Source organism: Roseovarius sp. D0-M9 (assembly GCF_037083805.1).
GTDB lineage: Bacteria > Pseudomonadota > Alphaproteobacteria > Rhodobacterales > Rhodobacteraceae > Roseovarius.
Genome location: NZ_JBAPKZ010000012.1, coordinates 93,311 through 116,425 on the forward strand (window position 1 = coordinate 93,311; position 23,115 = coordinate 116,425).

The following is a 23,115-nucleotide window of genomic DNA, read 5'->3' on the forward strand; positions in this document are numbered from 1 at the left end:
GTACTTCAATCGAGCTGAGCTGCCGATATATCGACTTCGCCCGCACCGATGACCAAAGAATCCGGAGCAGCAGTTTTCCGTATCGCCAGATTCGTGGATACATCTGGGGCGGCCCTGCCATCCCCTGCACGCATCGCCAATCGCGGCCTGCGGGATCAAAGCGGTCTGGTCGAGCCGAAGTTTAGCGCAAACAACCATATTTCGGATTCGTCGTTCCATCCGCAAAACACGATGTTCGAGGCCCGATTTTTTGCCCGAAAGCGCCTTGGCGTTCCTATCATGTTGAAAACATTTGATTTTGACACCGTGTCGCGGGCCGCATAGCAACTTGGCAAGCGCTCAACGCTCTGCTAGACCCACGCCGGACTGCAATGATAAGAGTGCTGAGTGCTCGCAAACGCCCCTCAGACGCAAATATGCGTCTGTCGTCGGGGCCTAATTGTCGAAAGGGTGGACGTGTCCGAACCAGCTTCGATTTCCTCGGGTATCGCCGAACGCTACGCGACCGCGATCTTTGAGATCGCACAAGAAAGCAAAGAACTGGCCAAGCTGGAAAGCAGTGTCGATCACCTCGCAGAAGCGCTGGACGCCAGTTCAGACCTGCGGGACATGATCGCCAGCCCCATCATCAGCCGGACAGATCAGGAAAAGGCGATCAGCGCCGTTGCCGATCACCTCAAGCTGACGCCGTCTCTGTCGCGCGGCATCGCTCTGATGGCGCAAAAGCGCCGTCTCTTTGCATTGCCCCAGGCGATTGCCGCCCTGCGCGCCATGATTGCTGATCACAAGGGCGAAGTGCAGGCAGAGGTGACGACCGCCAAGGCCCTGACCAAGACGCAGGCTGACAAGCTTGCTGCCACGCTGAAGTCGAATATCGGCAAAGATGTGAAAATTAATGCGACCGTTGATGAAAGCCTCATCGGCGGTCTTATCGTCAAGGTGGGCTCGAAGATGATCGACACGTCGATCCGCTCCAAGCTTGCATCGCTCCAGAATTCAATGAAAGAGGTCGGATAAATGGGTATCCAAGCGGCAGAGATTTCTGCAATCCTGAAGGACCAGATCAAGAATTTCGGCCAAGAGGCCGAAGTGGCCGAAGTTGGCCGGGTTCTGTCCGTCGGTGACGGTATCGCCCGCGTGCATGGTCTGGACAATGTCCAGGCTGGCGAGCTGGTCGAATTCCCCGGCTCGATCATGGGCATGGCGCTGAACCTCGAGGCCGACAACGTCGGCATCGTGATCTTCGGCTCGGACCGTGACATCAAGGAAGGCGACACCGTCAAGCGCACCAAGTCCATCGTGGACGTGCCCATCGGTGACGAGCTGCTTGGCCGCGTCGTTGACGGCCTCGGCAACCCGCTGGATGGCAAGGGCCCGATCAAGGCCAAGGAGCGCGGCCTGGCCGACATCAAGGCGCCGGGCATCATCCCGCGTAAATCCGTGCACGAGCCGATGGCAACCGGCATCAAATCCGTCGACGCGATGATCCCCGTTGGCCGTGGCCAGCGCGAGCTGATCATCGGCGACCGCCAGACCGGCAAGACTGCCATCGCCCTCGACACGATGCTGAACCAGAAGTCGATCAACGATGCTGCCGGCGACGACGAGAGCAAGAAGCTCTACTGCGTCTATGTCGCCATCGGCCAGAAGCGTTCGACCGTGGCGCAGCTGGTGAAGAAGCTGGAAGAGAGCGGCGCGATCGAATATTCGATCGTCGTGGCTGCAACCGCATCCGACCCTGCGCCGATGCAGTTCCTTGCGCCTTATTCGGCAACCGCCATGGCCGAGCATTTCCGCGACAACGGCCGTCACGCGCTGATCGTCTATGATGACCTGTCCAAGCAGGCCGTGGCCTACCGCCAGATGTCGCTGCTGCTGCGCCGCCCGCCCGGCCGCGAAGCCTACCCCGGCGACGTTTTCTATCTCCACTCTCGCCTGCTGGAGCGTTCGGCCAAGCTGAACGAAGAGAATGGCTCTGGCTCGCTGACGGCTCTGCCGATCATCGAGACCCAAGGTGGCGACGTTTCGGCCTTTATTCCGACCAACGTGATCTCGATCACCGACGGCCAGATCTTCCTTGAGACCGAACTGTTCTATCAGGGCATCCGCCCCGCCGTGAACACCGGTCTGTCGGTCAGCCGCGTGGGCTCCTCCGCTCAGACCAATGCGATGAAATCCGTCGCGGGCCCGGTCAAGCTGGAGCTGGCGCAGTATCGCGAAATGGCGGCCTTTGCCCAGTTTGGCTCGGATCTTGACGCCGCCACGCAGCAGTTGCTGAACCGTGGCGCACGTCTGACCGAGCTGATGAAGCAGCCGCAATATGCGCCGCTGACCAACTCCGAGATCGTCTGCGTCATCTACGCCGGCACCAAGGGCTATCTGGACAAGGTCGCGGTCAAGGACGTGGGCCGTTTCGAAGCGGGTCTGCTCAAGCATCTGCGCGGCAAGCATTCCGATCTGCTGGACATGATCACCAAGGAGGACCCGAAAATCAAAGGGGACGCCGAGGACAAGATCAAATCCGCGCTGGACGAATTCGCTGCCGACTTCGCATAAAAGGGAGATAAGGCAATGCCGAATCTCAAGGACCTGAAAAACCGGATCGCGTCGGTCAAATCGACCCGCAAGATCACCAAGGCCATGCAGATGGTTGCCGCGGCGAAACTGCGCCGCGCGCAGGACGCTGCCGAGCAGGCGCGCCCCTATACCGAGCGTTTCAACGCCGTTATGGGGCGCCTTGCGGCGTCGGTCGGCGGTGCGGATAACGCACCCCGGCTGCTCAGCGGCACGGGTCAGGATCAGACGCACCTGCTGATCGTGATGACCGCCGAGCGCGGGCTTTGCGGTGGCTTCAACGCCAACATCGCCAAGCTGGCCAAGCAGGAGGCGACCAAGCTGATCGCCGAGGGCAAGACGGTCAAGATCATGACCGTGGGCAAGAAGGGGCGCGACGCGATGCGCCGCGATTACGGCAAGTATTTCGTGCATCACATCGACTTCAGCGACGTGAAGCGCATCGGTTACGCCGACGCGCAGAATGTCGCCAAGGAAGTGCTCGACCGCTTTGACGAAGGTGATTTCGACGTGGCCAAGATCTATTTCTCGGAGTTCGAGAATGTGGTCACGCAGATTCCGACCCAGCAGCAGATCATCCCGGCTGACTTTGAGGCGCCCGAAGATGATGATGCCGACGCCTTCTACGACTACGAGCCGGACGAGGCCGCCATTCTGGCGGATCTTCTGCCGCGCGGCGTGGCCACGTCGATCTTTGCCGCTCTGCTGGAAAACGGGGCGTCCGAACAGGGCGCGCGCATGTCCGCGATGGACAATGCGACCCGCAACGCAGGCGAGATGATCGATGATCTGACAATCGAGTATAACCGCTCGCGTCAGGCCGTGATCACGAACGAGCTGATTGAAATCATTTCGGGCGCGGAAGCGCTCTAGAACACGAACCGGAGACAGCAAACATGGCAAACGCAAAAGGCAAAATCACTCAGGTGATCGGCGCCGTGGTCGACGTTCAGTTCGGCGACCACCTGCCCGAGATTCTGAACGCCCTGACCACCGACAACAATGGCAAGCGCCTCGTCCTCGAGGTTGCTCAGCATCTTGGCGAGAACACCGTGCGCGCCATCGCGATGGACGCGACCGAGGGTCTCGTTCGCGGCCAGGAAGTGACCGACACCGACGGCCCGATCACCATCCCCGTTGGCAACGCCACGCTGGGCCGCATCATGAACGTGGTGGGCGAGCCTGTGGACGAGGGCGGCGACGTCTCGCGCGAGGAAACCCGCTCGATCCACAACGATGCACCTCCTTTCGCGGATCAGTCGACGGAATCGACCGTTCTGGTTACCGGGATCAAGGTCGTCGACCTGCTGGCACCCTACGCAAAGGGCGGCAAGATCGGCCTCTTTGGCGGTGCCGGTGTGGGCAAGACGGTTCTCATCATGGAGCTGATCAACAACATCGCCAAAGTGCACTCGGGCTTCTCGGTTTTCGCCGGTGTGGGCGAGCGGACGCGTGAGGGCAACGACCTTTACCACGAGATGATCGAGTCGGGCGTTATCGTCCCGGATAACCTGACCGAGTCCAAAGTGGCGCTGGTCTATGGCCAGATGAACGAGCCTCCGGGTGCGCGTATGCGCGTCGCGCTGACGGGTCTGACGCTGGCCGAGCAGTTCCGCGACCAGTCGGGCACGGACGTTCTGTTCTTCGTCGATAACATCTTCCGCTTTACTCAGGCGGGTTCCGAGGTGTCGGCGCTTCTGGGCCGTATTCCTTCGGCTGTGGGCTATCAGCCCACGCTGGCGACCGACATGGGCCAGATGCAGGAGCGGATTACATCGACCAACAAGGGCTCGATCACCTCCGTTCAGGCCGTCTACGTTCCTGCGGACGACCTTACCGACCCTGCGCCTGCGACCTCCTTTGCGCACCTCGATGCCACGACCGTTCTCAGCCGGGCGATCTCCGAGCTGGGCATCTACCCGGCCGTGGACCCGCTCGACAGCTCGTCGCGCCTGATGGACCCGACCATCGTGGGGGAAGAGCACTATCAGGTCGCGCGCGATGTTCAGGGTATCCTCCAGCGCTACAAGTCGCTTCAGGACATCATCGCGATCCTCGGCATGGACGAGCTGTCGGAAGAGGACAAGCTGACCGTGGCTCGCGCCCGGAAGATCCAGCGTTTCCTCAGCCAGCCGTTCGACGTGGCCAAGGTGTTTACCGGCTTTGACGGTGTGCAGGTCCCGCTGGAAGAGACCATCTCGTCCTTCAAGGCCGTTGTCGCCGGTGAGTATGATCACCTGCCCGAAGGCGCTTTCTACATGGTTGGCGGCATCGAGGATGTGAAGGCCAAGGCCGAGCGCATGGCATCGGACGCCGCATAATGCACCTGCCGGACCGCCAGCGCGGTCCGGCACATCCGCAATTGAAGGAGGCCATCCATGGCTGACACAGTGCAATTCGATCTGGTATCGCCCGAGCGCCTTCTGACATCCGTGCAGGCGCGCGAAGTACAGATCCCCGGTGCCGAAGGCGATCTGACGGCCATGGCCGATCACTCGCCCCTCATCACCACGCTGCGCCCGGGCATCGTGCGCGTCACCTCCTCCGAGGGTGAGCAGGAATATGCCGTGACCGGCGGCTTTGCCGAGATCAACGGCGACAGTGTTTCGGTTCTGGCCGAGCGGGCGATCCCGCGCGGTGACATGACCCAAGAGAATTTCAAGGAGCTGGTCGACGACGCAAAAGCTCGCCTTGAGAAAACCCGTGAGACCTTCAAGAACGAACCCGGCCCCGTCGATGATGCGGCCAAGCTTCTGTCTGATATGGTCGCCATGGGCGAGCACATGGGTCTCAGCGCGTATTGATTTCGCCCCATCCGGGCGATGAATTTAAAAGGGCCTGCATCTTGCGGGCCCTTTTTTTATCGCGGATCATAGTCTTGCCAGATTGCCGCTTTAGCGTCTGGCAGCTCTCACCCGTCTACCTGTGGAAACTAGCTCAAAACTGATATGAAACGCATCGACACCAAACTCATGGGGATTGATCAGGGCGAGACTGTCCTTTTCTCGGATTTCGAGACTGGCGGCCCCATGTGGACGGGCACGGGGGAGCGCACGAGCCGGCACTCGGTTCGATTTATCGAACCATTCCGTAGCCAGCCGGCGGTGCATTGCTCTCTTTCGATGTGGGATATCGACTGCGGCACGAACGCCCGCGTTGAGGTGAGCGCCGAAGACATCACCCCCCACGGCTTCACGGTTGTTTTTCGAACTTGGGCGGACACCCGTATCGCGCGCGCGCGTGTGCGCTGGATGGCTATCGGCGAGGTAGCGTCAGAGGATGACTGGGATCTCTACTGAGAAGGGGGAGGGGGCGGCAGTTGCCGCGCGCTCAGTTGCCGAACTGCCCTTCGTAAACAGGCTCCAGTGTGGGCGTCTCGAAGAGAGACGAGACGGAGGTGCCATTCCAGATGTTCAGGATCGCCTGGGCAAACACGGGCGCTGTCGGGATGATGCGGATGTTATGGGTGCCGCGCACGGCCTCGGTGGGGGCGATCGTATCGGTGATGACCATGGATTTCAGCACCGAGTTCGTGACCCGCTCGACCGCCGGGCCGGACATGACACCGTGGGTGGTATAGGCGTGAACCTCGGATGCGCCGTTGTCCATCAGAATTTCGGCGGCCTTGCAAAGCGTGCCGGCCGTGTCGCACATATCGTCGACGATGATGCATTTCTTGCCGGTGACATCGCCGATGATGGTCATCTCGGCCACTTCGCCGACCTTTTCGCGGCGCTTGTCCACGATACTGAGAGGCGCGTTGATCCGCTTGGCCAACTCGCGCGCCCGCGCCACGCCGCCGACATCGGGCGACACCACCATGACATCGTCAAGGCTGCCCTTGAACTGCTTCATGATATCGAGGGCAAAGACGGGGGATGCATAGAGGTTATCCACCGGAATATCGAAAAAGCCCTGGATCTGCGCCGCGTGCAAGTCCATCGTCAGCACCCGCTCGATGCCCGCCTCGACCAGCATGTTGGCCACCAGCTTGGCCGAGATGGGCGTGCGCGCCTTCGAGCGGCGATCCTGCCGCGCATAGCCAAAGTAAGGGATCACGGCGGTGATGCGCGCCGCCGAGGACCGGCGCAGCGCGTCGGACATGATCAAGAGTTCCATCAGGTTGTCATTGGCCGGATTCGACGTGGGCTGGATGATGAACATATCCTCGCCGCGCACGTTCTCGAACACCTCGACAAATATCTCGCCGTCGTTGAACCGCTCGACCCGTGCATCGACAAGGCCGACATTCACGCCGCGGTGCATCGACATGCGCCGGGCAATGGCGGTGGCCAGCGGCATGTTGGCATTGCCCGAGATCAGTTTCGGCTCTGACGTGGATGACATGGCTGGAGTCCTTTGGATGGCTGTTTTGCGGATCGCGTTAACGGATTCGGCACGTTGACACCGCTTAGCATGGGCGTAGGGTCTGGCAAAGCTGCCGCAGCCGCTTGGAGAAGAAAACATGGGTCTGACCGTCACTTTTTGCACAAATTGTGCAGGCCGGGCCTGAAATGCCGCGCGGTGAGTTTGGCGGCTATCCAACCTATTGGACGAGTTTCGGGCAGGGGCCGCGTGCGGCGCTGATGATCCATTGCAGCCTGGCCGAGACTGCAATCTGGGGCGGCATGGCGCGGTATCTGTCGGGCGCGCTCAGCATGACGGCCTTTGATCTGCCGGGCCATGGGCGCAGCGCCGATTGGGACGCACGCGGCGAGATGAGCGCGGTTTGCGCCGGAATTGCCGCCGATTTCGCGGCGCAAGACGCGCCGATGGATGTGATCGGCCACAGCTTTGGCGGGGTGGTTGGCCTGCGGCTGGCAATGGAGCGCCCGGACCTCGTGCGCAGCATCACGATGATCGAGCCGGTTTATTTCGCCGCCGCGTTGCGGGGTGGCGGGGCTGCCTGCGCGCAGCACCGTGAGGAACGGCGCGCGTTCGAGGCCGCCATGGCGGCGGGCGATCTGGACGAGGCGGCACGCGGCTTTATCGGCGCTTGGGGTGGCGGTCGCCCATGGGACAGCTTTGCCCCCGAAACGCAGCGCCGCATGGCCGCGCAGATGCCCCTGATCGCGGCGGCGGGCCCCGCGCTATATGATGATTCGGGCGGGATGCTGGACCCCGGCGCGCTGGAGGCGGTCACGATACCCGCACTGCTACTGGAAGGCAGCGAGGCGCCCGCTATCATCCCCGCCATAAACGAGGTGCTGGCCGCCCGCTTGCCGCAGGCCAGGCGCGGCGTGATCGGCGGGGCCGGGCATATGTCGGTGGCAACGCACCCCGATCAGGTCAGCGCCGAGGTGCTGCGGTTCTTGCGCGACGTTTGATGCGCTCCAGCCCCGCGCCTAGCCCCGTGCAAGCTCCAGAAACGCATCGATCATCTCGTGGGTCATGGACCAGTCGCAGACAAGGCGCATCATGATGCGCTCATCGGGGTCGCCCTCAAGTGCGCCCCAGAGGCCATAGACCGCGCCGCCAGCCTTCAGCCGCTGATGATCGCGCCGGGGCAGGGTGGCAAAGATCATGTTCGCCTCGGGCTCTTCCACGAATTGCAGGCCGGGCACATCGCGCAGTCCTTGGGCCAGCCGCGCCGCGTTGGCGTTGGCTGCACGCGCGGCGTCCAGCCATACACCGTCCGTGAGGTAGCCCTGCATCTGCGCAGACAGGTAGCGATGCTTGGAGAAAAGATGCGCGCCGCGCTTGCGCCGCAGCTCGAACTCCCACGCTTTGGACGGATCAAAGAAGATCACTGCCTCGACGCCCGCGCAGCCGTTCTTCGTGCCCCCAAGGCTGAGCGCGTCGATGCCTGCCTTCCACGTCATTTCGGCGGGCGAGCAGTCCAGCGCGACCAGCGCATTGGCAAATCGCGCGCCATCCATGAAGGTCGGCAGGCCGTATTCATGCGCCACATCCGTGAGCGCGCGCAGCTCGTCCAGCGTATAGAGTCGCCCCATTTCAGTGACTTGTGTCACCTGCACTGGCCCGCGCTGGGATGTGTGGACATCGCCTTCGCCCCAGCCCTCGATCCGGGCGCGCAGCTGGTCGGGTGTCATCTTGTCGCCGGTGCCGACAAGGCTCAGCTTTGCGCCGCCGGTGTAGAATTCGGGCGCGTGGCATTCATCCACGTTGATATGCGCGAGCGGCGTGCAAAATACTGCATCCCAGGGCTGCGCCATCGTCGCCAGTGCCAGCGCGTTGGCCGCCGTGCCAGTGGCCACAAGGTAAACCGCCGCCTCGGGCGCCTCGAAGGCTTCGCGGATCTGCGCGCGCACGCCGTCCATGATGGGATCCGCGCCATAGCTGGGGTAATACCCGGTGTCGGCAGCGACCATGGCTTGCGCCACGGCGGGGTGCATGGGCCCGGTGTTGTCGGAGGCAAAAAACATCAGGTCGGTTCCTCGATTATGTGATCTTCCCAGTCGTCTTCGTCTATTTCGAATTCAGGCACTGTGCGGCTTTGCATCGACACGCCGGCGTCATGGACAGACTGTGGATCGCCCGAAATCAGCGGATGCCAGTCATAGAGCTTCTTGCCCTGCCACAGCAGTTTGTAGGCGCAGGTTTCGGGCATCCAGTAGAGGTTGGCGTCCATGTTCGTGGGCTTCAGCACGATACATTCGGGGACGAACTGGTGCCGGATCGGGTATTGTGCGCATTGGCAACTTATATCGTCAAAGAGGCGGCAGGCGACGCGCGTCATCACGACCTCGCCCGTCTCCTCATCCTCCAGCTTGTTCATGCAGCATTTGCCGCACCCATCGCAGAGCGCCTCCCATTCGGGGCGCGTCATGCGGGTGAGGGGGGTATCTTCCCAATAGCGGGGGCGCAGGGTGCTCATAGCGCCGCCAGAATCGCGCGCGCGCGGACACAATCGGCATCCATCTGGGCGATGAACGCCTCAAGGCTGGGAAATGTCTCTTCGGGGCGGAGATACTCGACGAGGGCGACCGACAGCTCCGCGCCATAAAGATCGCCTGAGAAATCGAAGATAAACGTCTCGAGATTGGCCTGCTCGCCCGCGAACTGCGGGCGCACGCCAAGCGATGCCGCGCCGGTGTATTGCCCTTCGTGCGGTCCGCTCAGCACATCGACGAGAACGGCATAGACGCCGAACCGCGGCGGATGCAGCCCTTCGATCGACATGTTCGCGGTGGGATAGCCCAACTCGCGCCCCCGTTGAAAGCCGGTGATGACGGTGCCGTCGATCCGGTGCCAATGGCCCAGCATCGCGGCGGCGCCGCGCACGTCGCCCTGGCTGAGCGCCGCGCGAATCGCGGTCGAGCTGACGGCGCCGCCGTTGCCCGCGACCAGATCCGACAGGGTCACGCCAAAGCCCATCTCGGCGCCGAAGTCCTCGAGCATCTGCGCCGTTCCCGCGCGCCCCTTGCCAAAGCAGAAGTCGCGCCCGACCACCACATGACCGAGGCCGAGGCCATCGGCGATCACCTCCTGCGCGAAGGCGCGTGGGGTGAGTGCGGCCATATCTGCATCGAAGGGCAGCTCGAAAAGCGTCTCAACCCCCAGTTTGGCAAGGCGATTGGCGCGGGCGGCGGGGCTCATCAGGCGAAAGGGTGGGGCGTCTGGCGCGAAGTATTCGCGCGGATGCGGTGCAAAGGTGAGAATACCCAAAGGGGCATCCGCCGCGCTGCGCGCAAGGTCGATCACCGCGCGGTGGCCCAGATGCACGCCATCGAAATTGCCAATCGCGGCGCTGGCGCCCTTGGCCGTGGCCGGGACGGCCTTGTAATCACGATAAATACGCATTGCGCAGGCGTAGCGCGCCGCATGGCTCTGCGCAAGCGGTGAAGAGAGGCGTTTGGACTAGTCGAACTTGCGCGACGGGGCCAGCACGGTGGCCTCGCCAATCAACACCTTCTTGCCGTCCACCATGCAGCGGCAATCGAGGCCGACGCGCCTTTTTGCATGGTCGATCGAGATGACCTCTACCTCGGCTGTCACCATGTCGCCGGGCCGCACCGGCGCGAGGAACTTCAGCGATTGGCCCATGTAGACGGTGCCATGGCCGGGCAGCTGCTCGCCGATCACGGCCGAGATGAGGCCAGCGGTCAGCATCCCATGCGCGATGCGACCTGCAAAGATGGTGTCGCGGGCATAATCCTCATCCAGATGCACCGGATTGCGGTCGGTCGAAACCTCGGCGAACATCTCGATGTCGCGGTCGGTGATGACCTTTCGCAGATGGCGGGTCATGCCCATCTCGATATCTTCGATACAGATCGTGCCGCGTGGCATATTGTCCAACATGGGGCCCTCCGGGGGTGGTCGCCGCAATCGGCCGGGTAATTTTAGGACGCTGTGACGCCCAATATTGGAACTTTATTGCTTTGCGCGCGCAGAAAATCAACCTCTAATCTTGAAAAAACTGCCCGATGCGGCGCACGCGCCCTAGCGCAGATGGCTGATGGTGTAGGTGGGGCTGGCCTGTTCGCGCGCCAGATAGGCCTCCAGCTTGTCTGCATCGAGGCCCTCCGAGCCATTCGTCTCACTGGCCGCCAGCCCGCCCGTGATGAAGAGCGAATCGAAATTCTCGCCCATTGCGCCCGCGATATCGGTGCCGATGCCGTCCCCGATGGCAAGGATGCCTGCCTCGCCGACATCCTTGCCCAACGCGGCAAGGCGGCGGCGCGCAAGGTCATAGATGGGGGGATGCGGTTTGCCGAAATAAAGGCTTTCGCCGCCCATTTCTGTATAGAGCCGCGCCAGCGCGCCCGCGCACCATTCGCGCGTCTCGCCCCGGTCGACGACGATATCGGGGTTGGCGCACAGCAGTTTCATGCCCTTCTGCTTGGCATAAAGGAAGTCGCTGCGGTTCTCGGACGGGTCCGCCATTGGATCGAAGGGGCCGCAGCAGACGATGCCCGTTGCCTCGTCCAGCGGCACGCGCTTGATGTCCACGGCATCGTCGATCACTTCCATGGGTTCAAAGAAGCCCGCGTCGCGCTCGGGCTCGCCCATGAAGTACACCTTGTCGCCCACCACCCCGCGAAACATTGCGGCGCGCGCCGAATCGCCCGAGGTGGCAATGGCGTCATAGGCATCTTCGGGCACGCCGAATTCATGCAACTGCGCGGCGACGCCCTTGCGCGGTTTGGGCGAATTTGTCACCAGCACGACAGTGCCGCCGCCCGCGCGATAGGTCTGCATTGCCTTGACCGCATCGGGGTAGGCCGTCACGCCGTTGTGCAGACACCCCCACAGATCGACGAAAAGCGCGTCATAGCGGCTGGATATTTCGGCAAGCGATTGGATGATCTGGGTCATGGCGGTCTCCCTGCGTGGCGTTCGCGCCAGATATGGCAGGCGCGCCGCGCCAAGGCCAGTGCCGATGCACTTGCAGACAGGCGCGGTGCGCGGCAGGGTCCGCGCTGAAAGGCAGGGCACCATGCACGACCATCCGCATCACGATCATGGCCACGGGCACGACCACGGCCACATCCTGAAGAACGAGACCAAGATCGCCATTGCTGCTGCGCTTACGGGCACCTTCATGCTGGCCGAAGTCGCTGGCGGCGTCATCTCGGGCTCGCTCGCGCTGATTGCTGACGCAGGTCATATGCTGACTGATTTCGCCTCGCTGGTCCTGGCTTGGCTGGGCTTTCGCCTTGCCCGCCGCCCGGCAGATTGGAAGCGGACCTACGGCTTTGACCGTTTCTCGGTGCTGGCCGCCTTTGTCAACGGCATGTCGCTTTTTGTCATTGCAGCATGGATTCTGTGGGAGGCGGTGCAACGTCTGGGCGCCCCGCAGGAGGTGCTGGGCGATGTGATGCTGTGGGTCGCTCTGGGCGGTCTGATCGTGAATATCGTCTGTTTTCTGGTTCTCACGCGGGGCGGAGAGGGCGAAAATCTGAATGTGCGCGCCGCTGCGTTGCATGTGATGGGGGATCTCTTGGGATCGGTCGCGGCCCTCGTCGCGGCGCTGGTCATCATCTGGACGGGCTGGACGCCGATCGACCCGATCCTGTCCGTGCTGGTGGCCTTCATCATCCTGCGCTCGGCCTGGGCGGTCGTGCGCCAGGCCGGGCATATCCTTCTGGAGGGCGCGCCGGATGGCTTTGATCGGCGCGAGGTCGCAAAGGATCTCTGCGCCAAAGTGCCGGGCCTGCGTGAGGTCAGCCATGTCCACGCGTGGTCGGTCACCCAAGAGCGGCCCATGGTCACCATGACGGTCGCGCTGGAGGACGGCACGGATGCAGCCGGGGCCAAATCCGCGATCCGGGCGCTGCTGCAAGAGAGGCATGGCATAGGCCATGTGACGATCGAACAGGAAATGTGACAGCCTATCCGCCGGTGAGTCTATCCGCCGGTGTAGGCCGCTGCCCCCAGCAGCAACACAAGCGCACAGACCCATGCCACCCCGATCAGGTTCAGCGTGAAGGCAAAGGGCTGTTTGCGGGTCTTGTGGCGCAGGCGCCGCTGCGCCAGTTTGGCGGCTGGCCAGCCGCCAACCATCGCCAGCGTCAGCAACGTCTTTTCCGGGGTGCGCCGGCTCTTCGCCTCGGAGCGACGCTTGTCGCGCCAGAAGGCCGCGTAGGTCACCAGATTGACGAAAAGGAAATAGCCACCCAGCGCCGCCGGGTGGCCAAGACCGAGCATCGCTTACAGCTTGAGGTTGGGGATGATCTGCTTTTTCCGGCTCATCACGCCGGGCAGCACCACGGTGTCGCCGCTGACGGTGGCGCCAAAGGATGCCTCGGCCAGACCCTTGACCAGATCGTTGGGCACCAAGAGCGTCGCTTCCTCGTTCAGGATGTCGACAACAAAGAGCAGCACCTGATCGACGCCATCCTCGGTGGCGACGGTCTGCATCGTCTGCATCAGGCTGTCCTTGCGATCCAGCACCACTTGCGGTGCCGTTGTCTCCAGCACCGAGACACGGAATTTCTTGTTCGGCAGCTCGAATTCCTTGCTGTCCATGCGCAGAAGCTCGGCGTCGGAAAAGGCTGAAACATCGGATTTGGCGGCGAACATCTCGGCGGCATACTCGCTGATGTCGACGCCCAGCTGCTCGGCCAGATCATAGGCGATGGCCTTGTCCTCTTGCGTCGTCGTGGGGCTGCGGAATTCCAGCGTATCGCTCAGAATGCACGAAAGCATCGCGCCCTTCACGCCTGTGGGCATCTGGGCCATGTCCTTGCCGATCATCTTCCACATGATGGTTGCCGTACAGGCCACCGGCTCGATCCGGATCTCCAGCGGGCCGCGCGTCTCGAGGCCGCCGACAAGGCGGTGGTGGTCGATGATGCTGCGGATATCGGCGCTGTTGATGGACTTGGGCAGCTCGGCGGGGTTGTTGGTATCGACAATGACGACCGCCTGATCCGGGGTCACGTCGTCGATGATTTCGGGGGTCTCAAGGCCCCAGCGCTTCAACATGAACGCTGCCTCGGTATTGGGCGGGCCCAGCAGGACGGGCTTGGCAGCCTCGCCCTTGATCTCGCTCAGATACCAGGCCCAGATGATGGGCGAGCCGGTGCTGTCGGTGTCGGGGGAGGTGTGGCCGAATACGAGTGTGGTCATGGGGCGATGTCCTTGGGCTGAAGCGTTGTGGTTTTGCGGGCCTTATAGGCGCAGGATCGGGCCTTGTCACGGGGGCCGGGTGCGGCCAGTCTGCCCTCTATGAGCAAAGCTGCCGAAACCGATCTTTATCCTCCCGTCAAGGAATGGTTGATCGCCCGCGCCTATGAAGTGAAGGGCGAGGTGGGGCCCGCCGACGTGGTGGCGCGCAAGGAGGACGAGTTGCTGATCGTCGAGCTGAAGCTGGGGTTTTCGCTGGTTCTGCTCCAGCAAGCCGTGGCGCGGCAGGCGCTGTGCGATGCTGTCTACGTCGCTGTGCCGCGATGGAAGGGCAAGGCCGGCTGGAAGGCGTTCAAGGGCAATGTCGGACTGTGCAAACGGCTGGGCATTGGCGTTCTGTCGGTCGGCCCTGATGGCACGGTGCAGCTCCATGCCGAGCCAAAGCCCTTTCAGCCGCGCAAATCGCCAAGGAAACGCGCACGATTGCAACGCGAGTTCGCGTCGCGTTTGGGCGATCCCACGCATGGCGGCACCAACGGGCAGGTCATGACATCCTATCGTCAGGATGCGCTGGCCTGCGCCGCGCATCTGGCAGGCGCGGGACCCTGCAAGGGTGCCGAGGTGGCGCGCGCCACGGGGGTTGCCCGCGCGACGGGCATCATGGCGGCCAACCATCACGGCTGGTTCGTTAGGGTCGCGCGCGGCGTTTACGCGCTGTCCGAAACGGGCTGCGAGGTCGCCAGTTACGATCCGGGCGCAGCGATCGCCGGATAGTTGCGCAGGTAGCAGGTCAACGCGAGCCTGCCGCCCGCTCACGCAGCCCGCCTTGTATTGGCGGCCTTCGCATCTGGGGCAGGCCGGGACGGCGCTTTCACGGCCCCGTGATTTTTTGCATCACTCGGCCGTTGACAGATCGTCGCAAGCCCCCTAACTACCACTCGTTAGCACTCGCCTGGAGTGAGTGCTAACGGCCCGGAACCGGGCCGTAAAAACGTAACTTTGAGCTAAGGAGCCTCAGAGATGGCATTTAAACCGCTGCATGACCGCGTCCTCGTTCGCCGAGTTGAAGGCGAAGAGAAAACCAAGGGCGGTCTGATCATTCCCGAAAGCGCCAAGGAAAAACCCAGCGAAGGCGAAATCGTCTCGGTTGGTGATGGCGCCCGCAAGGACAATGGCGACCTGATCGAAATGGCCGTGAAGGCCGGTGATCGCGTCCTCTTCGGCAAGTGGTCTGGCACCGAGATCACGATCGACGGCGAAGAGCTGCTGATCATGAAGGAGAGCGATATCCTGGGCAAGATGGCCTGATATCGCACGATGCCGCGCCGACGCCCCTAGGGCCGCCGGGCGCGCATTGGTCCCTTTTCACTCATACAAAGGAAATCAGACATGTCCGCTAAAGATGTCAAATTCAGTACTGACGCCCGCAACAAGATGCTCAAAGGCGTCAACATCCTGGCCGATGCGGTCAAGGTGACGCTTGGCCCCAAAGGCCGCAACGTGGTTCTGGACAAATCGTTCGGCGCCCCGCGCATCACCAAGGACGGTGTTTCTGTCGCCAAGGAAATCGAACTGGAAGACAAGTTCGAGAACATGGGCGCGCAGATGGTCAAAGAAGTGGCCAACCGCACCAATGACGAGGCCGGCGACGGCACAACCACCGCGACGGTTCTGGCTCAGGCCATCGTCAAGGAGGGCATGAAATCGGTCGCAGCGGGTATGAACCCGATGGACCTCAAGCGCGGCATCGACATGGCGACAGCCAAGGTCGTCGAGGCCATCCGCGCCGCAGCCCGCGACGTCAGCGATAGCGCCGAAGTTGCGCAGGTCGGCACCATTTCCGCCAACGGCGAAAAGGCGATCGGTCAGCAGATCGCGGACGCGATGCAGAAGGTCGGCAACGAGGGTGTCATCACCGTCGAAGAGAACAAAGGCCTCGAGACCGAGACCGATGTGGTCGAAGGCATGCAGTTCGACCGTGGCTTCCTCAGCCCCTACTTCGTGACCAACAGCGACAAGATGGTTGCAGATCTTGAGGACTGCCTGATCCTGCTGCACGAGAAGAAGCTGTCGTCGCTTCAGCCGATGGTTCCCCTGCTCGAGCAGGTCATCCAGAGCCAGAAGCCCCTGCTGATCATCGCCGAAGACGTCGAAGGCGAGGCCCTGGCCACGCTGGTCGTCAACAAGCTGCGCGGTGGTCTCAAGATCGCAGCGGTCAAGGCACCCGGCTTTGGTGATCGCCGCAAGGCAATGCTGCAGGACATCGCGATCCTCACCGGCGGTCAGGTCATCTCCGAAGATCTGGGCATGAAGCTTGAGTCCGTCACGATGGACATGCTGGGTTCGGCCAAGAAAGTCGCCATCACCAAGGACGAGACGACCATCGTCGACGGCGCGGGCGAGAAGGCCGAGATCGAGGCACGTGTTGCCCAGATCCGTAACCAGATCGAAGAGACCACCAGCGACTACGACAAGGAAAAGCTGCAAGAGCGTGTTGCGAAACTCGCAGGCGGCGTTGCAGTCATCCGCGTCGGCGGCATGACCGAAACCGAAGTCAAGGAGCGCAAGGATCGCGTCGATGACGCGCTGAACGCCACACGGGCAGCCGTGCAGGAAGGTATCGTCGTCGGCGGCGGTGTTGCCCTGGTCCAGGCTGGCAAGGTTCTCGAAGGTATGACCGGCGAGAACAACGACCAGACTGTCGGTATCTCGATCGTGCGCCGCGCTCTTGAAGCTCCGCTGCGCCAGATTGCCGAGAACGCAGGTGTCGACGGCTCGGTCGTCGCGGGCAAGATCCGCGAGTCGGACGATCCCAAGTTCGGCTTCAACGCGCAGACCGAAGAATATGGCGACATGTTCAAATTCGGTGTCATCGACCCGGCCAAAGTGGTGCGTCACGCATTGCAGGACGCAGGTTCGATCGCCGGTCTGCTGATCACCACCGAGGCCATGATTGCCGATCGTCCCCAGAAGGACGGCGGCGGTGCCGGTGGCGGCATGCCCGACATGGGCGGCATGGGCGGCATGATGTAAGATCGTTTTCGCATCGCGAAAATGATCGAGCAGGTGGAGGACCGGGCATCTGGCAGAGCCAGGCGCGCCAAACCTCCACCAAGCTGACCGAGCTTACGCAAAACTTCAGAGGGGTCGCCATCCGGCGGCCCCTTTTTCATGGTTGTGCGTATGTTGCAGGGTCCGGACGGCTCCGGCGAGGGGGTATTTCCGCCAGGAAAAAAACCGTTGCCGGCCCTCATGCTTATTCTTGGGGGGAAATACCCAAAACCCTTGGCTTAGCTTCCCAACGCTTCCAGCAATTCATGTGTTGGGAATCCATCGGCGCTCAGACCCGCAGATTTCTGGAATTCGCGGATGGCGTCGATAGTGTTGGGTCCGATGATGCCGTCGATCTTTTCCACCGCAAAGCCGCGCCGCTTGAGGTGGCGCTGAAGCGCCTTGCGCTGGGGCGCGCTGATTGCGCTGTGCTGGCGCGGCCAGGGGGCTGCGATGTCTGGACCGCCCTTGAGGCGATCGGACAGGTGGCCGACACCGATCACATAAGCGTCGGCCTTGTTGTAGCGCTCGAGCACCTCGAAATTGTCAAAGATCATGAAGGCGGGCCCCTCTGCGCCGCCGGGCAGCAGAATGGATGCGCGGCCATGGTTCGGCACGCTGCGCCCGGCTGTGTCGCGGATGCCCTCGGCGGCCCAGGCAGCGGGGCTGCGCGTGTTGTCGCGGCGGGCATCGGCGGGATCGAAGCTCGCGGGCAGGCGCACCTCCACGCCCCAGGGCTGACCCTTTTGCCAACCGAAATGCTGAAGATACGCAGCGGTCGAGGCCAGCGCATCGGCCGGATCGTCCGACCAGATGTCGCGCCGTCCGTCGCCGGTATAATCCACCGCATGCGCCAGGTATGACGTCGGCATGAACTGCGTGTGGCCCATCGCCCCAGCCCAGGAGCCGGTCATCGTGCGCGGTGCCACGTCGCCGGATTGCACGATCTTGAGCGCGGCCAGCAACTGCTCCTCAAAAAAAGCGCCGCGCCTGCCATCGTAGGCCAGCGTTGCCAGCGCGCCAATCAACGGCGTGTCGCCGCGCACGGCGCCATACGCGCTCTCGAGTCCCCAGATCGCCGCGACGATTTCCTTATCGACGCCATAGCGCTGTTCGATCCCGCGCAGCGCGGCGCCGTGGCGCGAGATCGCCTTGCGGCCGTTGGCAACGCGGGTGGGCGAGACGGCCGTGTCGAGATAATCCCAGATCTGCTTGGAGAATTCCGACTGATTTCGATCCAGCCGGATGATGCCCGCGTCATAGCGCACGCCCGCAAAGGCGGCATCGAGCGTTCTGGTGTGAATGCCCGCCGAAATGGCGCGGCTGCGAAACGAGGTCAGCCACTGGCGAAACCCGGCGTCTGAAACGGCCACGCGCAGTGCGGTTTGTTGTAGCCCCTCGGGCCGTGGCTGGGGGCGCAAATCGCTGGACAACTCTGCAAATGCGGCAGGCGGCAGCATCAAAAGCAGCGTTGCGATGCCTGCCTTGAAATATGTCATGAATTGCCTCCAGACCGCGTCATGAATTGGAATTGTCTCATGATATGCAACAACCGTCATGTGTGAAAGCGTGACGGATGATCTGACCGCGAGGTTTCGCTTAAGGCGCGACGGCGCGCGCGCCGATCATGCGCTCGGCAGCCGCGCCGCTGAGATAGCTGATGCACCCGCCTGCGATGGTGGCCGCAATTCGGCGCGTCTGGCTGTCGATCACCACCAGATCGGCGCGCTGACCGGGCACCAGATCGCCCCTGTCGCCCAGTCCCAGAATCTGCGCAGGGCCCTTCGACACAAGGTGCCACGCCCCGGCCAGATCTTGCAACCCCGCGTCGGCCAGAAGGAAGGCCGCGCGCCGCAGCGAGGGATAGTGGTAGTCCGAGGCGAGCGCGTCGATCAGGCCCATCGCGGCCATGTCGGCCGCGCTAACATTGCCGTTATGCGAGCCACCGCGCACCACGTTGGGCGCCCCCATCACAATGGCATCGCCGCCCGCCCGCGCGGCCTCGGCGGCCTCGATTGTTTCTGGAAACTCGGCAATCGGCACGCCCATGGCGCGCCATTGCCCCCGCGCCCCCGCGGTGCGGTCGTCATGGCTTCCCATGCGCACCCCGGCGCGGCCCAGATCTGCCGTCAGCCGCGCCAGCGCGGCCGGCACGCGGTCCATCCCGGCATGAAGGGCCTGCATCGCCTCCAGATGTTTTTCGGGATTACGCCCGATGCGCAGCGCCTGACCGGTCAGGCGCGGTGGCCGTTTGCCCGCCTCCAGCGCCTCATGGGGCAAATGATCGTTGAAGACGATATACCCGATGTCATGCTCGGCAATGAGGGCGGCAACGGTATCGTAATCCTCGACCATGGGCGTCTCGAATCGCAGTTGCGCGCGCAGGTCCGTCACCACGTCGCGNTCGGCAATGAGGGCGGCAACGGTATCGTAATCCTCGACCATGGGCGTCTCGAATCGCAGTTGCGCGCGCAGGTCCGTCACCACGTCGCGGCGGATCTGCATCAAGCCTTGCATCACGCGCCGGGCAAACTCGGGGCCGCGCATGCCGCCCTCCCAGCTCCAGAATTGCGCGAGGACCGCAGTGGTGATGCCATTCGCCGCCAGCTCGGCCTCGGCAGCGATCAGGCCCGCGCCAATGTCTTTCATCGCCCCGCGCCGGGGCGCGAGGTGCCGCTCGAAGCCGTCGCCATGTGCGTCCACGATGCCGGGCAGGATTGTGAACCCGCTGAGGTCCACCGCCCGCCCGCCGCCTTCGGTGATCCGGCCATGCTCGATGCTCAGGGGGGCGTGGCTCAGCCCATCAGGGCGCAGGACATCCGCTCCATCGAACCGCAAGCACAGTGTCATTGCCCGCCCCACCAGAACAGATCGGAAAAGTCCATGTCGTGATCAAAGGCGCCGGTGGTCAGAAAACGCTCGACCTGCGCGATGACCATTGGACTGTTCATCATGAAGGTGTGCGTCACGGGCAGTTCGATGTGATCCGCCATGCCATCGACGCGTGTCGACGCGACCGACACCTTGCCATCATCGGGCCCTTCGAGGAGAAGCGAGAAATAGGGATTGAGCGAGCGTGTGCCCGCGATCACCCCCAATTCGAAATCGATCGGGGGCAGGGATTCGGTATAGGTGCCGGGACCTGTGTCCAATTGCATCCCCGCCGGGCCGTTGATCCATTCAAAAAGTTCGAGCCCGCCAAGTTCGGTCACGACCTCGCTGCCGTGATTGGGCGGTGCCATCATCACGACGCGGCCCATATTGTCTGGACGGTGCCCTGGCAGCCAGGCGCGCAAGAGGATGCCGCCCATGGAATGTGTGACGAAATGCACCTTTTGCGTGCCGCAGGCCGCGACCGCCTCGGGCAGCACCTCGTCAGCCAGCGTGGCGATGCGCGCCTTGGTCGAGGGGTAGGAGGGGCGCACGACCGACATACCCGCAGCCTCCAGCGCCTCCTCCATGACCAGAAAGGACGCATCGCTACGCGCCAACCCATGCAAAAGCACGGCGCAATCGGCCCGGGCCGCCAGCGGCACAGCTGTCAGGATCAGCGCAAGCGCCGCTATGATGCGCGGTGTTTTCATCCCCCCTGAGATATGCACAAACTGCCGGGTCTGAAAGGCCCCATACGGGCCAAACCCGCTGAAAGGCCCGATCATGCCCATCCGCATCGCCGCCCGCGCCGTCCTGATCCACAAGGCCCGGCTCTTGCTGGTCAATGCGTATCCGGGCGGCGTCAGTGATCTGTGGTGTGCCCCCGGCGGCGGGGCCGAGATGCACGCCAGCCTGCCCCAGAACCTCGCTCGCGAGGTGTATGAAGAGACGGGCCTCGGGGTCGAGGTGGGCGCGCCTTGCCTCGTGAATGAATTTCACTGCGAGGCGCGGGGCTTTCACCAGATCGAGATCTTCTTTCGCTGCCACCTCGTAAGTGGCCAGCTCAGAGACGACTGGCCCGATCCCGAGGGGATCGTCACGCAGCGCCGCTGGTTTGCGCAAGCCGAGTTGGCGGGCATCAGGCTCAAGCCGGGCAGCCTGCCTGATATCGCCTTTTCCGGCGGCATCGGCTATGATGCGCTGGAACAAATCATAGGCTGACATGCAATGAACAAGGCGTTCACCAAGGAAGATGACGGCAGCACCGCGCCCCAGCGGCTCGATGACCTGCCGATTTCGCCCCATCCGAACCACGTCACGCCGAACGGGCTGGCCCAGCTACAGACGCGCGCCGAGGCACTCGAGGCGGACATCGCGCGGCTGCGCGCGGCCAAGGACGATCCCGAGGCGCTCTATCCCCTTGCCGTGGCCGAGCGGGACTTGCGCTATGTCGAGGCGCGGCTGGCCTCTGCGGTGCTCGTCACGCCGCCCGAGGGCGCCTATCCGCGCGTGCAATTTGGCGCTCTCGTCGATGTGGTGGACGCAGACGGAAAGGCTGCCACCTACACCATCGTGGGCGAGGATGAGGCTGATCCGGGCGCGGGCCTGATCGGTGCGCCGTCACCCTTGGCGCGCGCGCTGCTCGAGGCGGAGGTGGGCGACGTGGTCGAATGGCCCCGTCCCAGCGGCATGGTCGAGCTGGAGATTATCGGCCTTCGCAAGGCGCAATGACGGCCATGCAGTCCCTCGCGCGGCGCCAAGCCTCCGGCATGCAGGCGCCTTACCTCTGCGGCGTCATGGCGGGTGGATAGATCAGCTCCAATGGGGCGCTCGCGTCAAATGGCCCCGCCACCACCAGACCATCCGATATGCGAAGAAATCCCGCCCGCTCGAAAAATACCCCGGGCCCTTTGGCGCTCACGCTGTGGCCACTCAGCCGCGCCCATTCCGACAGAACCCCCATCAACCGCCGCCCGTGTCCGGCGCCCTGCCACTCGGGGTCGATGGCCAGGCTCGCCACGCAGAGCCAATCAGCCGGGGCACGCATCCGCGCCAAGGCATAGTGGCCCACGATGCCGCCCTGAAAGGGCAAGACGACCTCCCCTGCAATATCGCCCGCGCGGCGCAGCGCGGCGAGGGTCGCGGCCGCCTCCGCACGGCCCGTGGCGCGCAGCAGCAGCGCATCGACCGCCGCCTCGTCACTGCGCCGCATGTCACGGCTGAATTCGGGAAATCTGAGTATCATGTCGCTTGGCCTCGCATGGGGCGGCAAAGGGCAGTCATTCATCTTGGCAAAAATACTCCCGCGCGGGGTGTATCCTGTTGCCTTGCGGAATCGATCAGTTGGTTTCAGAGCGTCCCGCGGATCTAAAATCTGCTTTAACGCCAGTGCGTTACGTTTCCCATGTGGCTCCAGCTGGGGCCGGGAAATACTGTCACCAAGTGTTGACGGGAGGATAGATATTATGCGGGTTTCGAACAAGCTGAAAGCGGCGGAGGTGAAGAGCGAAGCATGGAGATGGAAACGGGCTTCGGCTTCTGAAAAGAGAGGATGGCGGCGGGCAGTAGAGCTTGCGCTACTCGCTCTGGGGCTGGCGTCGGGAAATGGGTCTGGGCTCGCTCAGGGAAGTCACGCTTCGTGACGCGCGCATCGCAGCGGAAGACGCGCGCAGCGACCTGAAGGAGGGCCATGATGCCAGGAGACAGCGGCGGATCCGGCTCGGTCAGATCCCCCGCGTCAGTGATACGCTCTGAGCTGTCGCGGGCGACGCTTACGGGTCGCACAGGAGGACGTTGAAGACGGACGACGGGCGCTGGCTCAGTCCATTGCGCCAGCATGTGCTGCCGAAGCTTTCCGAAGAGCACAATGGGCCAGTCGCGCCGCCACACTGGGTGCTAATCCGAAGGAGACGTCGGATGCTGTCTGGTCGCCGAGTCGGAGAAAGACACGAGCCGCCATCGTTCAACTCCTGTTTAGAGCGGGTTGCGAGCTTTCTGATTCAGATTCCCACGAGGGTTGATTTGTGATTCCCTGTCTGCATAGCAGATATGGGGGTTTGAGATGGGTAAGCCACATCCTAT

The 23,115-nt window shown here is 63.0% G+C and carries 27 protein-coding genes; 15 read left to right on the top strand and 12 right to left on the bottom strand.

Annotated features, from left to right (window positions below; all coding sequences use genetic code 11):
• The first annotated feature begins 48 nt into the window (after window positions 1-48).
• The 7 genes from V8352_RS10075 to V8352_RS10105 all read left to right on the top strand — a co-directional run bounded on the left by V8352_RS10075 (window position 49) and on the right by V8352_RS10105 (window position 5,873).
• Window positions 49-324: a hypothetical protein gene (locus V8352_RS10075; RefSeq protein ID WP_336424157.1), complete on the top strand. Its 276-nt coding sequence runs from the start codon at window positions 49-51 to the stop codon at window positions 322-324.
• Between the two features lie 132 nt (window positions 325-456).
• On the top strand, window positions 457-1,017 hold the full coding sequence (locus tag V8352_RS10080; RefSeq protein ID WP_336424158.1) for a F0F1 ATP synthase subunit delta: 561 nt from the start codon (window positions 457-459) through the stop codon (window positions 1,015-1,017).
• A complete protein-coding gene (gene atpA / locus V8352_RS10085) occupies window positions 1,018-2,556 on the top strand; it encodes a F0F1 ATP synthase subunit alpha (RefSeq protein WP_336424159.1) in 1,539 nt (512 codons plus the stop codon).
• Window positions 2,557-2,571: 15 nt separating this feature from the next.
• A complete protein-coding gene (locus V8352_RS10090; protein ID WP_336424160.1) occupies window positions 2,572-3,447 on the top strand; it encodes a F0F1 ATP synthase subunit gamma in 876 nt (291 codons plus the stop codon).
• A gap of 23 nt (window positions 3,448-3,470) precedes the next feature.
• Window positions 3,471-4,895: a F0F1 ATP synthase subunit beta gene (gene atpD, locus V8352_RS10095; protein WP_336424161.1), complete on the top strand. Its 1,425-nt coding sequence runs from the start codon at window positions 3,471-3,473 to the stop codon at window positions 4,893-4,895.
• A gap of 57 nt (window positions 4,896-4,952) precedes the next feature.
• Window positions 4,953-5,378 (top strand): F0F1 ATP synthase subunit epsilon, encoded by a 426-nt coding sequence (locus tag V8352_RS10100; RefSeq protein ID WP_336424162.1) that lies wholly within the window; start codon window positions 4,953-4,955, stop codon window positions 5,376-5,378.
• A gap of 144 nt (window positions 5,379-5,522) precedes the next feature.
• Complete coding sequence (locus V8352_RS10105; protein ID WP_336424163.1) at window positions 5,523-5,873, top strand: H-type lectin domain-containing protein; 351 nt, start codon at window positions 5,523-5,525, stop codon at window positions 5,871-5,873.
• Window positions 5,874-5,904: 31 nt separating this feature from the next.
• Here V8352_RS10105 and V8352_RS10110 read toward each other — a convergent pair whose 3' ends face one another.
• The gene (locus V8352_RS10110; protein WP_336424164.1) at window positions 5,905-6,921 is read right to left on the bottom strand and encodes a ribose-phosphate pyrophosphokinase; all 1,017 of its coding nucleotides are present in this window, start codon (window positions 6,919-6,921) and stop codon (window positions 5,905-5,907) included.
• A 167-nt stretch (window positions 6,922-7,088) separates the two neighbouring features.
• Here V8352_RS10110 and V8352_RS10115 point away from each other — a divergent pair, with 167 nt between their 5' ends.
• Window positions 7,089-7,901, top strand: a complete 813-nt coding sequence (locus tag V8352_RS10115; RefSeq protein ID WP_336424165.1) for an alpha/beta fold hydrolase — start codon at window positions 7,089-7,091, stop codon at window positions 7,899-7,901.
• A gap of 18 nt (window positions 7,902-7,919) precedes the next feature.
• Here the strand turns inward: V8352_RS10115 and V8352_RS10120 are convergent, their stop codons facing one another.
• The 5 genes from V8352_RS10120 to V8352_RS10140 form a co-directional block, all read right to left on the bottom strand.
• Window positions 7,920-8,960 (bottom strand): threonine aldolase family protein, encoded by a 1,041-nt coding sequence (locus V8352_RS10120; protein WP_336424166.1) that lies wholly within the window; start codon window positions 8,958-8,960, stop codon window positions 7,920-7,922.
• Window positions 8,960-9,412, bottom strand: coding sequence for a YcgN family cysteine cluster protein (locus V8352_RS10125; protein ID WP_336424167.1), 453 nt, complete (start codon window positions 9,410-9,412; stop codon window positions 8,960-8,962). The genes V8352_RS10120 and V8352_RS10125 overlap by 1 nt, the downstream gene beginning before the upstream one ends.
• Window positions 9,409-10,338, bottom strand: a complete 930-nt coding sequence (locus tag V8352_RS10130; RefSeq protein ID WP_336424168.1) for a bifunctional riboflavin kinase/FAD synthetase — start codon at window positions 10,336-10,338, stop codon at window positions 9,409-9,411. The genes V8352_RS10125 and V8352_RS10130 overlap by 4 nt, the downstream gene beginning before the upstream one ends.
• Window positions 10,339-10,395: 57 nt before the next feature.
• On the bottom strand, window positions 10,396-10,839 hold the full coding sequence (locus V8352_RS10135; protein WP_336424169.1) for a MaoC family dehydratase: 444 nt from the start codon (window positions 10,837-10,839) through the stop codon (window positions 10,396-10,398).
• Window positions 10,840-10,980: 141 nt separating this feature from the next.
• Window positions 10,981-11,856 (bottom strand): TIGR01459 family HAD-type hydrolase, encoded by an 876-nt coding sequence (locus tag V8352_RS10140; RefSeq protein ID WP_336424170.1) that lies wholly within the window; start codon window positions 11,854-11,856, stop codon window positions 10,981-10,983.
• Between the two features lie 121 nt (window positions 11,857-11,977).
• Here V8352_RS10140 and V8352_RS10145 point away from each other — a divergent pair, with 121 nt between their 5' ends.
• Window positions 11,978-12,868: a cation diffusion facilitator family transporter gene (locus V8352_RS10145; protein WP_336424171.1), complete on the top strand. Its 891-nt coding sequence runs from the start codon at window positions 11,978-11,980 to the stop codon at window positions 12,866-12,868.
• A 20-nt stretch (window positions 12,869-12,888) separates the two neighbouring features.
• Here the strand turns inward: V8352_RS10145 and V8352_RS10150 are convergent, their stop codons facing one another.
• Window positions 12,889-13,188, bottom strand: a complete 300-nt coding sequence (locus V8352_RS10150) for a DUF1294 domain-containing protein (protein WP_336424172.1) — start codon at window positions 13,186-13,188, stop codon at window positions 12,889-12,891.
• A gap of 3 nt (window positions 13,189-13,191) precedes the next feature.
• Window positions 13,192-14,112, bottom strand: a complete 921-nt coding sequence (locus tag V8352_RS10155) for a manganese-dependent inorganic pyrophosphatase (RefSeq protein ID WP_336424173.1) — start codon at window positions 14,110-14,112, stop codon at window positions 13,192-13,194.
• A 99-nt stretch (window positions 14,113-14,211) separates the two neighbouring features.
• On the opposite strand from V8352_RS10155, the gene V8352_RS10160 reads away from it, so the two are divergent.
• The 3 genes from V8352_RS10160 (at window position 14,212) to groL (ending at window position 17,142) form a co-directional block, all read left to right on the top strand.
• Window positions 14,212-14,883 (top strand): DUF2161 domain-containing phosphodiesterase, encoded by a 672-nt coding sequence (locus V8352_RS10160; RefSeq protein WP_336424174.1) that lies wholly within the window; start codon window positions 14,212-14,214, stop codon window positions 14,881-14,883.
• Between the two features lie 246 nt (window positions 14,884-15,129).
• Window positions 15,130-15,417 carry a co-chaperone GroES gene (locus tag V8352_RS10165; RefSeq protein ID WP_336424175.1) on the top strand — a complete coding sequence of 96 codons (288 nt, stop codon included), beginning with the start codon at window positions 15,130-15,132 and terminating at the stop codon, window positions 15,415-15,417.
• 81 nt (window positions 15,418-15,498) lie between these two features.
• Window positions 15,499-17,142, top strand: a complete 1,644-nt coding sequence (gene groL, locus V8352_RS10170; protein WP_336424176.1) for a chaperonin GroEL — start codon at window positions 15,499-15,501, stop codon at window positions 17,140-17,142.
• A gap of 257 nt (window positions 17,143-17,399) precedes the next feature.
• On the opposite strand, the gene V8352_RS10175 is transcribed toward groL, so the two are convergent.
• The 3 genes from V8352_RS10175 to V8352_RS10185 form a co-directional block, all read right to left on the bottom strand.
• Entirely contained in the window at window positions 17,400-18,659 is a 1,260-nt protein-coding gene (locus tag V8352_RS10175) for a lytic murein transglycosylase (RefSeq protein ID WP_336424177.1), read from the bottom strand.
• A gap of 100 nt (window positions 18,660-18,759) precedes the next feature.
• Window positions 18,760-20,010, bottom strand: coding sequence for an alpha-D-ribose 1-methylphosphonate 5-triphosphate diphosphatase (locus V8352_RS10180; RefSeq protein WP_336424178.1), 1,251 nt, complete (start codon window positions 20,008-20,010; stop codon window positions 18,760-18,762).
• Window positions 20,007-20,744, bottom strand: coding sequence for an esterase/lipase family protein (locus V8352_RS10185; protein WP_336424179.1), 738 nt, complete (start codon window positions 20,742-20,744; stop codon window positions 20,007-20,009). Before V8352_RS10185 ends, V8352_RS10180 begins: the two co-directional genes overlap by 4 nt.
• 73 nt (window positions 20,745-20,817) lie before the next feature.
• On the opposite strand from V8352_RS10185, the gene V8352_RS10190 reads away from it, so the two are divergent.
• Together V8352_RS10190 and V8352_RS10195 are read left to right on the top strand one after the other, a co-directional pair.
• Complete coding sequence (locus V8352_RS10190; protein ID WP_336424180.1) at window positions 20,818-21,255, top strand: NUDIX hydrolase; 438 nt, start codon at window positions 20,818-20,820, stop codon at window positions 21,253-21,255.
• Window positions 21,256-21,261: 6 nt separating this feature from the next.
• Window positions 21,262-21,765 carry a GreA/GreB family elongation factor gene (locus V8352_RS10195; RefSeq protein ID WP_336424181.1) on the top strand — a complete coding sequence of 168 codons (504 nt, stop codon included), beginning with the start codon at window positions 21,262-21,264 and terminating at the stop codon, window positions 21,763-21,765.
• Between the two features lie 49 nt (window positions 21,766-21,814).
• Here the strand turns inward: V8352_RS10195 and V8352_RS10200 are convergent, their stop codons facing one another.
• A complete protein-coding gene (locus V8352_RS10200) occupies window positions 21,815-22,279 on the bottom strand; it encodes a GNAT family N-acetyltransferase (RefSeq protein ID WP_336424182.1) in 465 nt (154 codons plus the stop codon).
• A 326-nt stretch (window positions 22,280-22,605) separates the two neighbouring features.
• Here V8352_RS10200 and V8352_RS21955 point away from each other — a divergent pair, with 326 nt between their 5' ends.
• Entirely contained in the window at window positions 22,606-22,788 is a 183-nt protein-coding gene (locus tag V8352_RS21955; protein ID WP_442971009.1) for an Arm DNA-binding domain-containing protein, read from the top strand.
• Window positions 22,789-23,115: the final 327 nt, after the last annotated feature.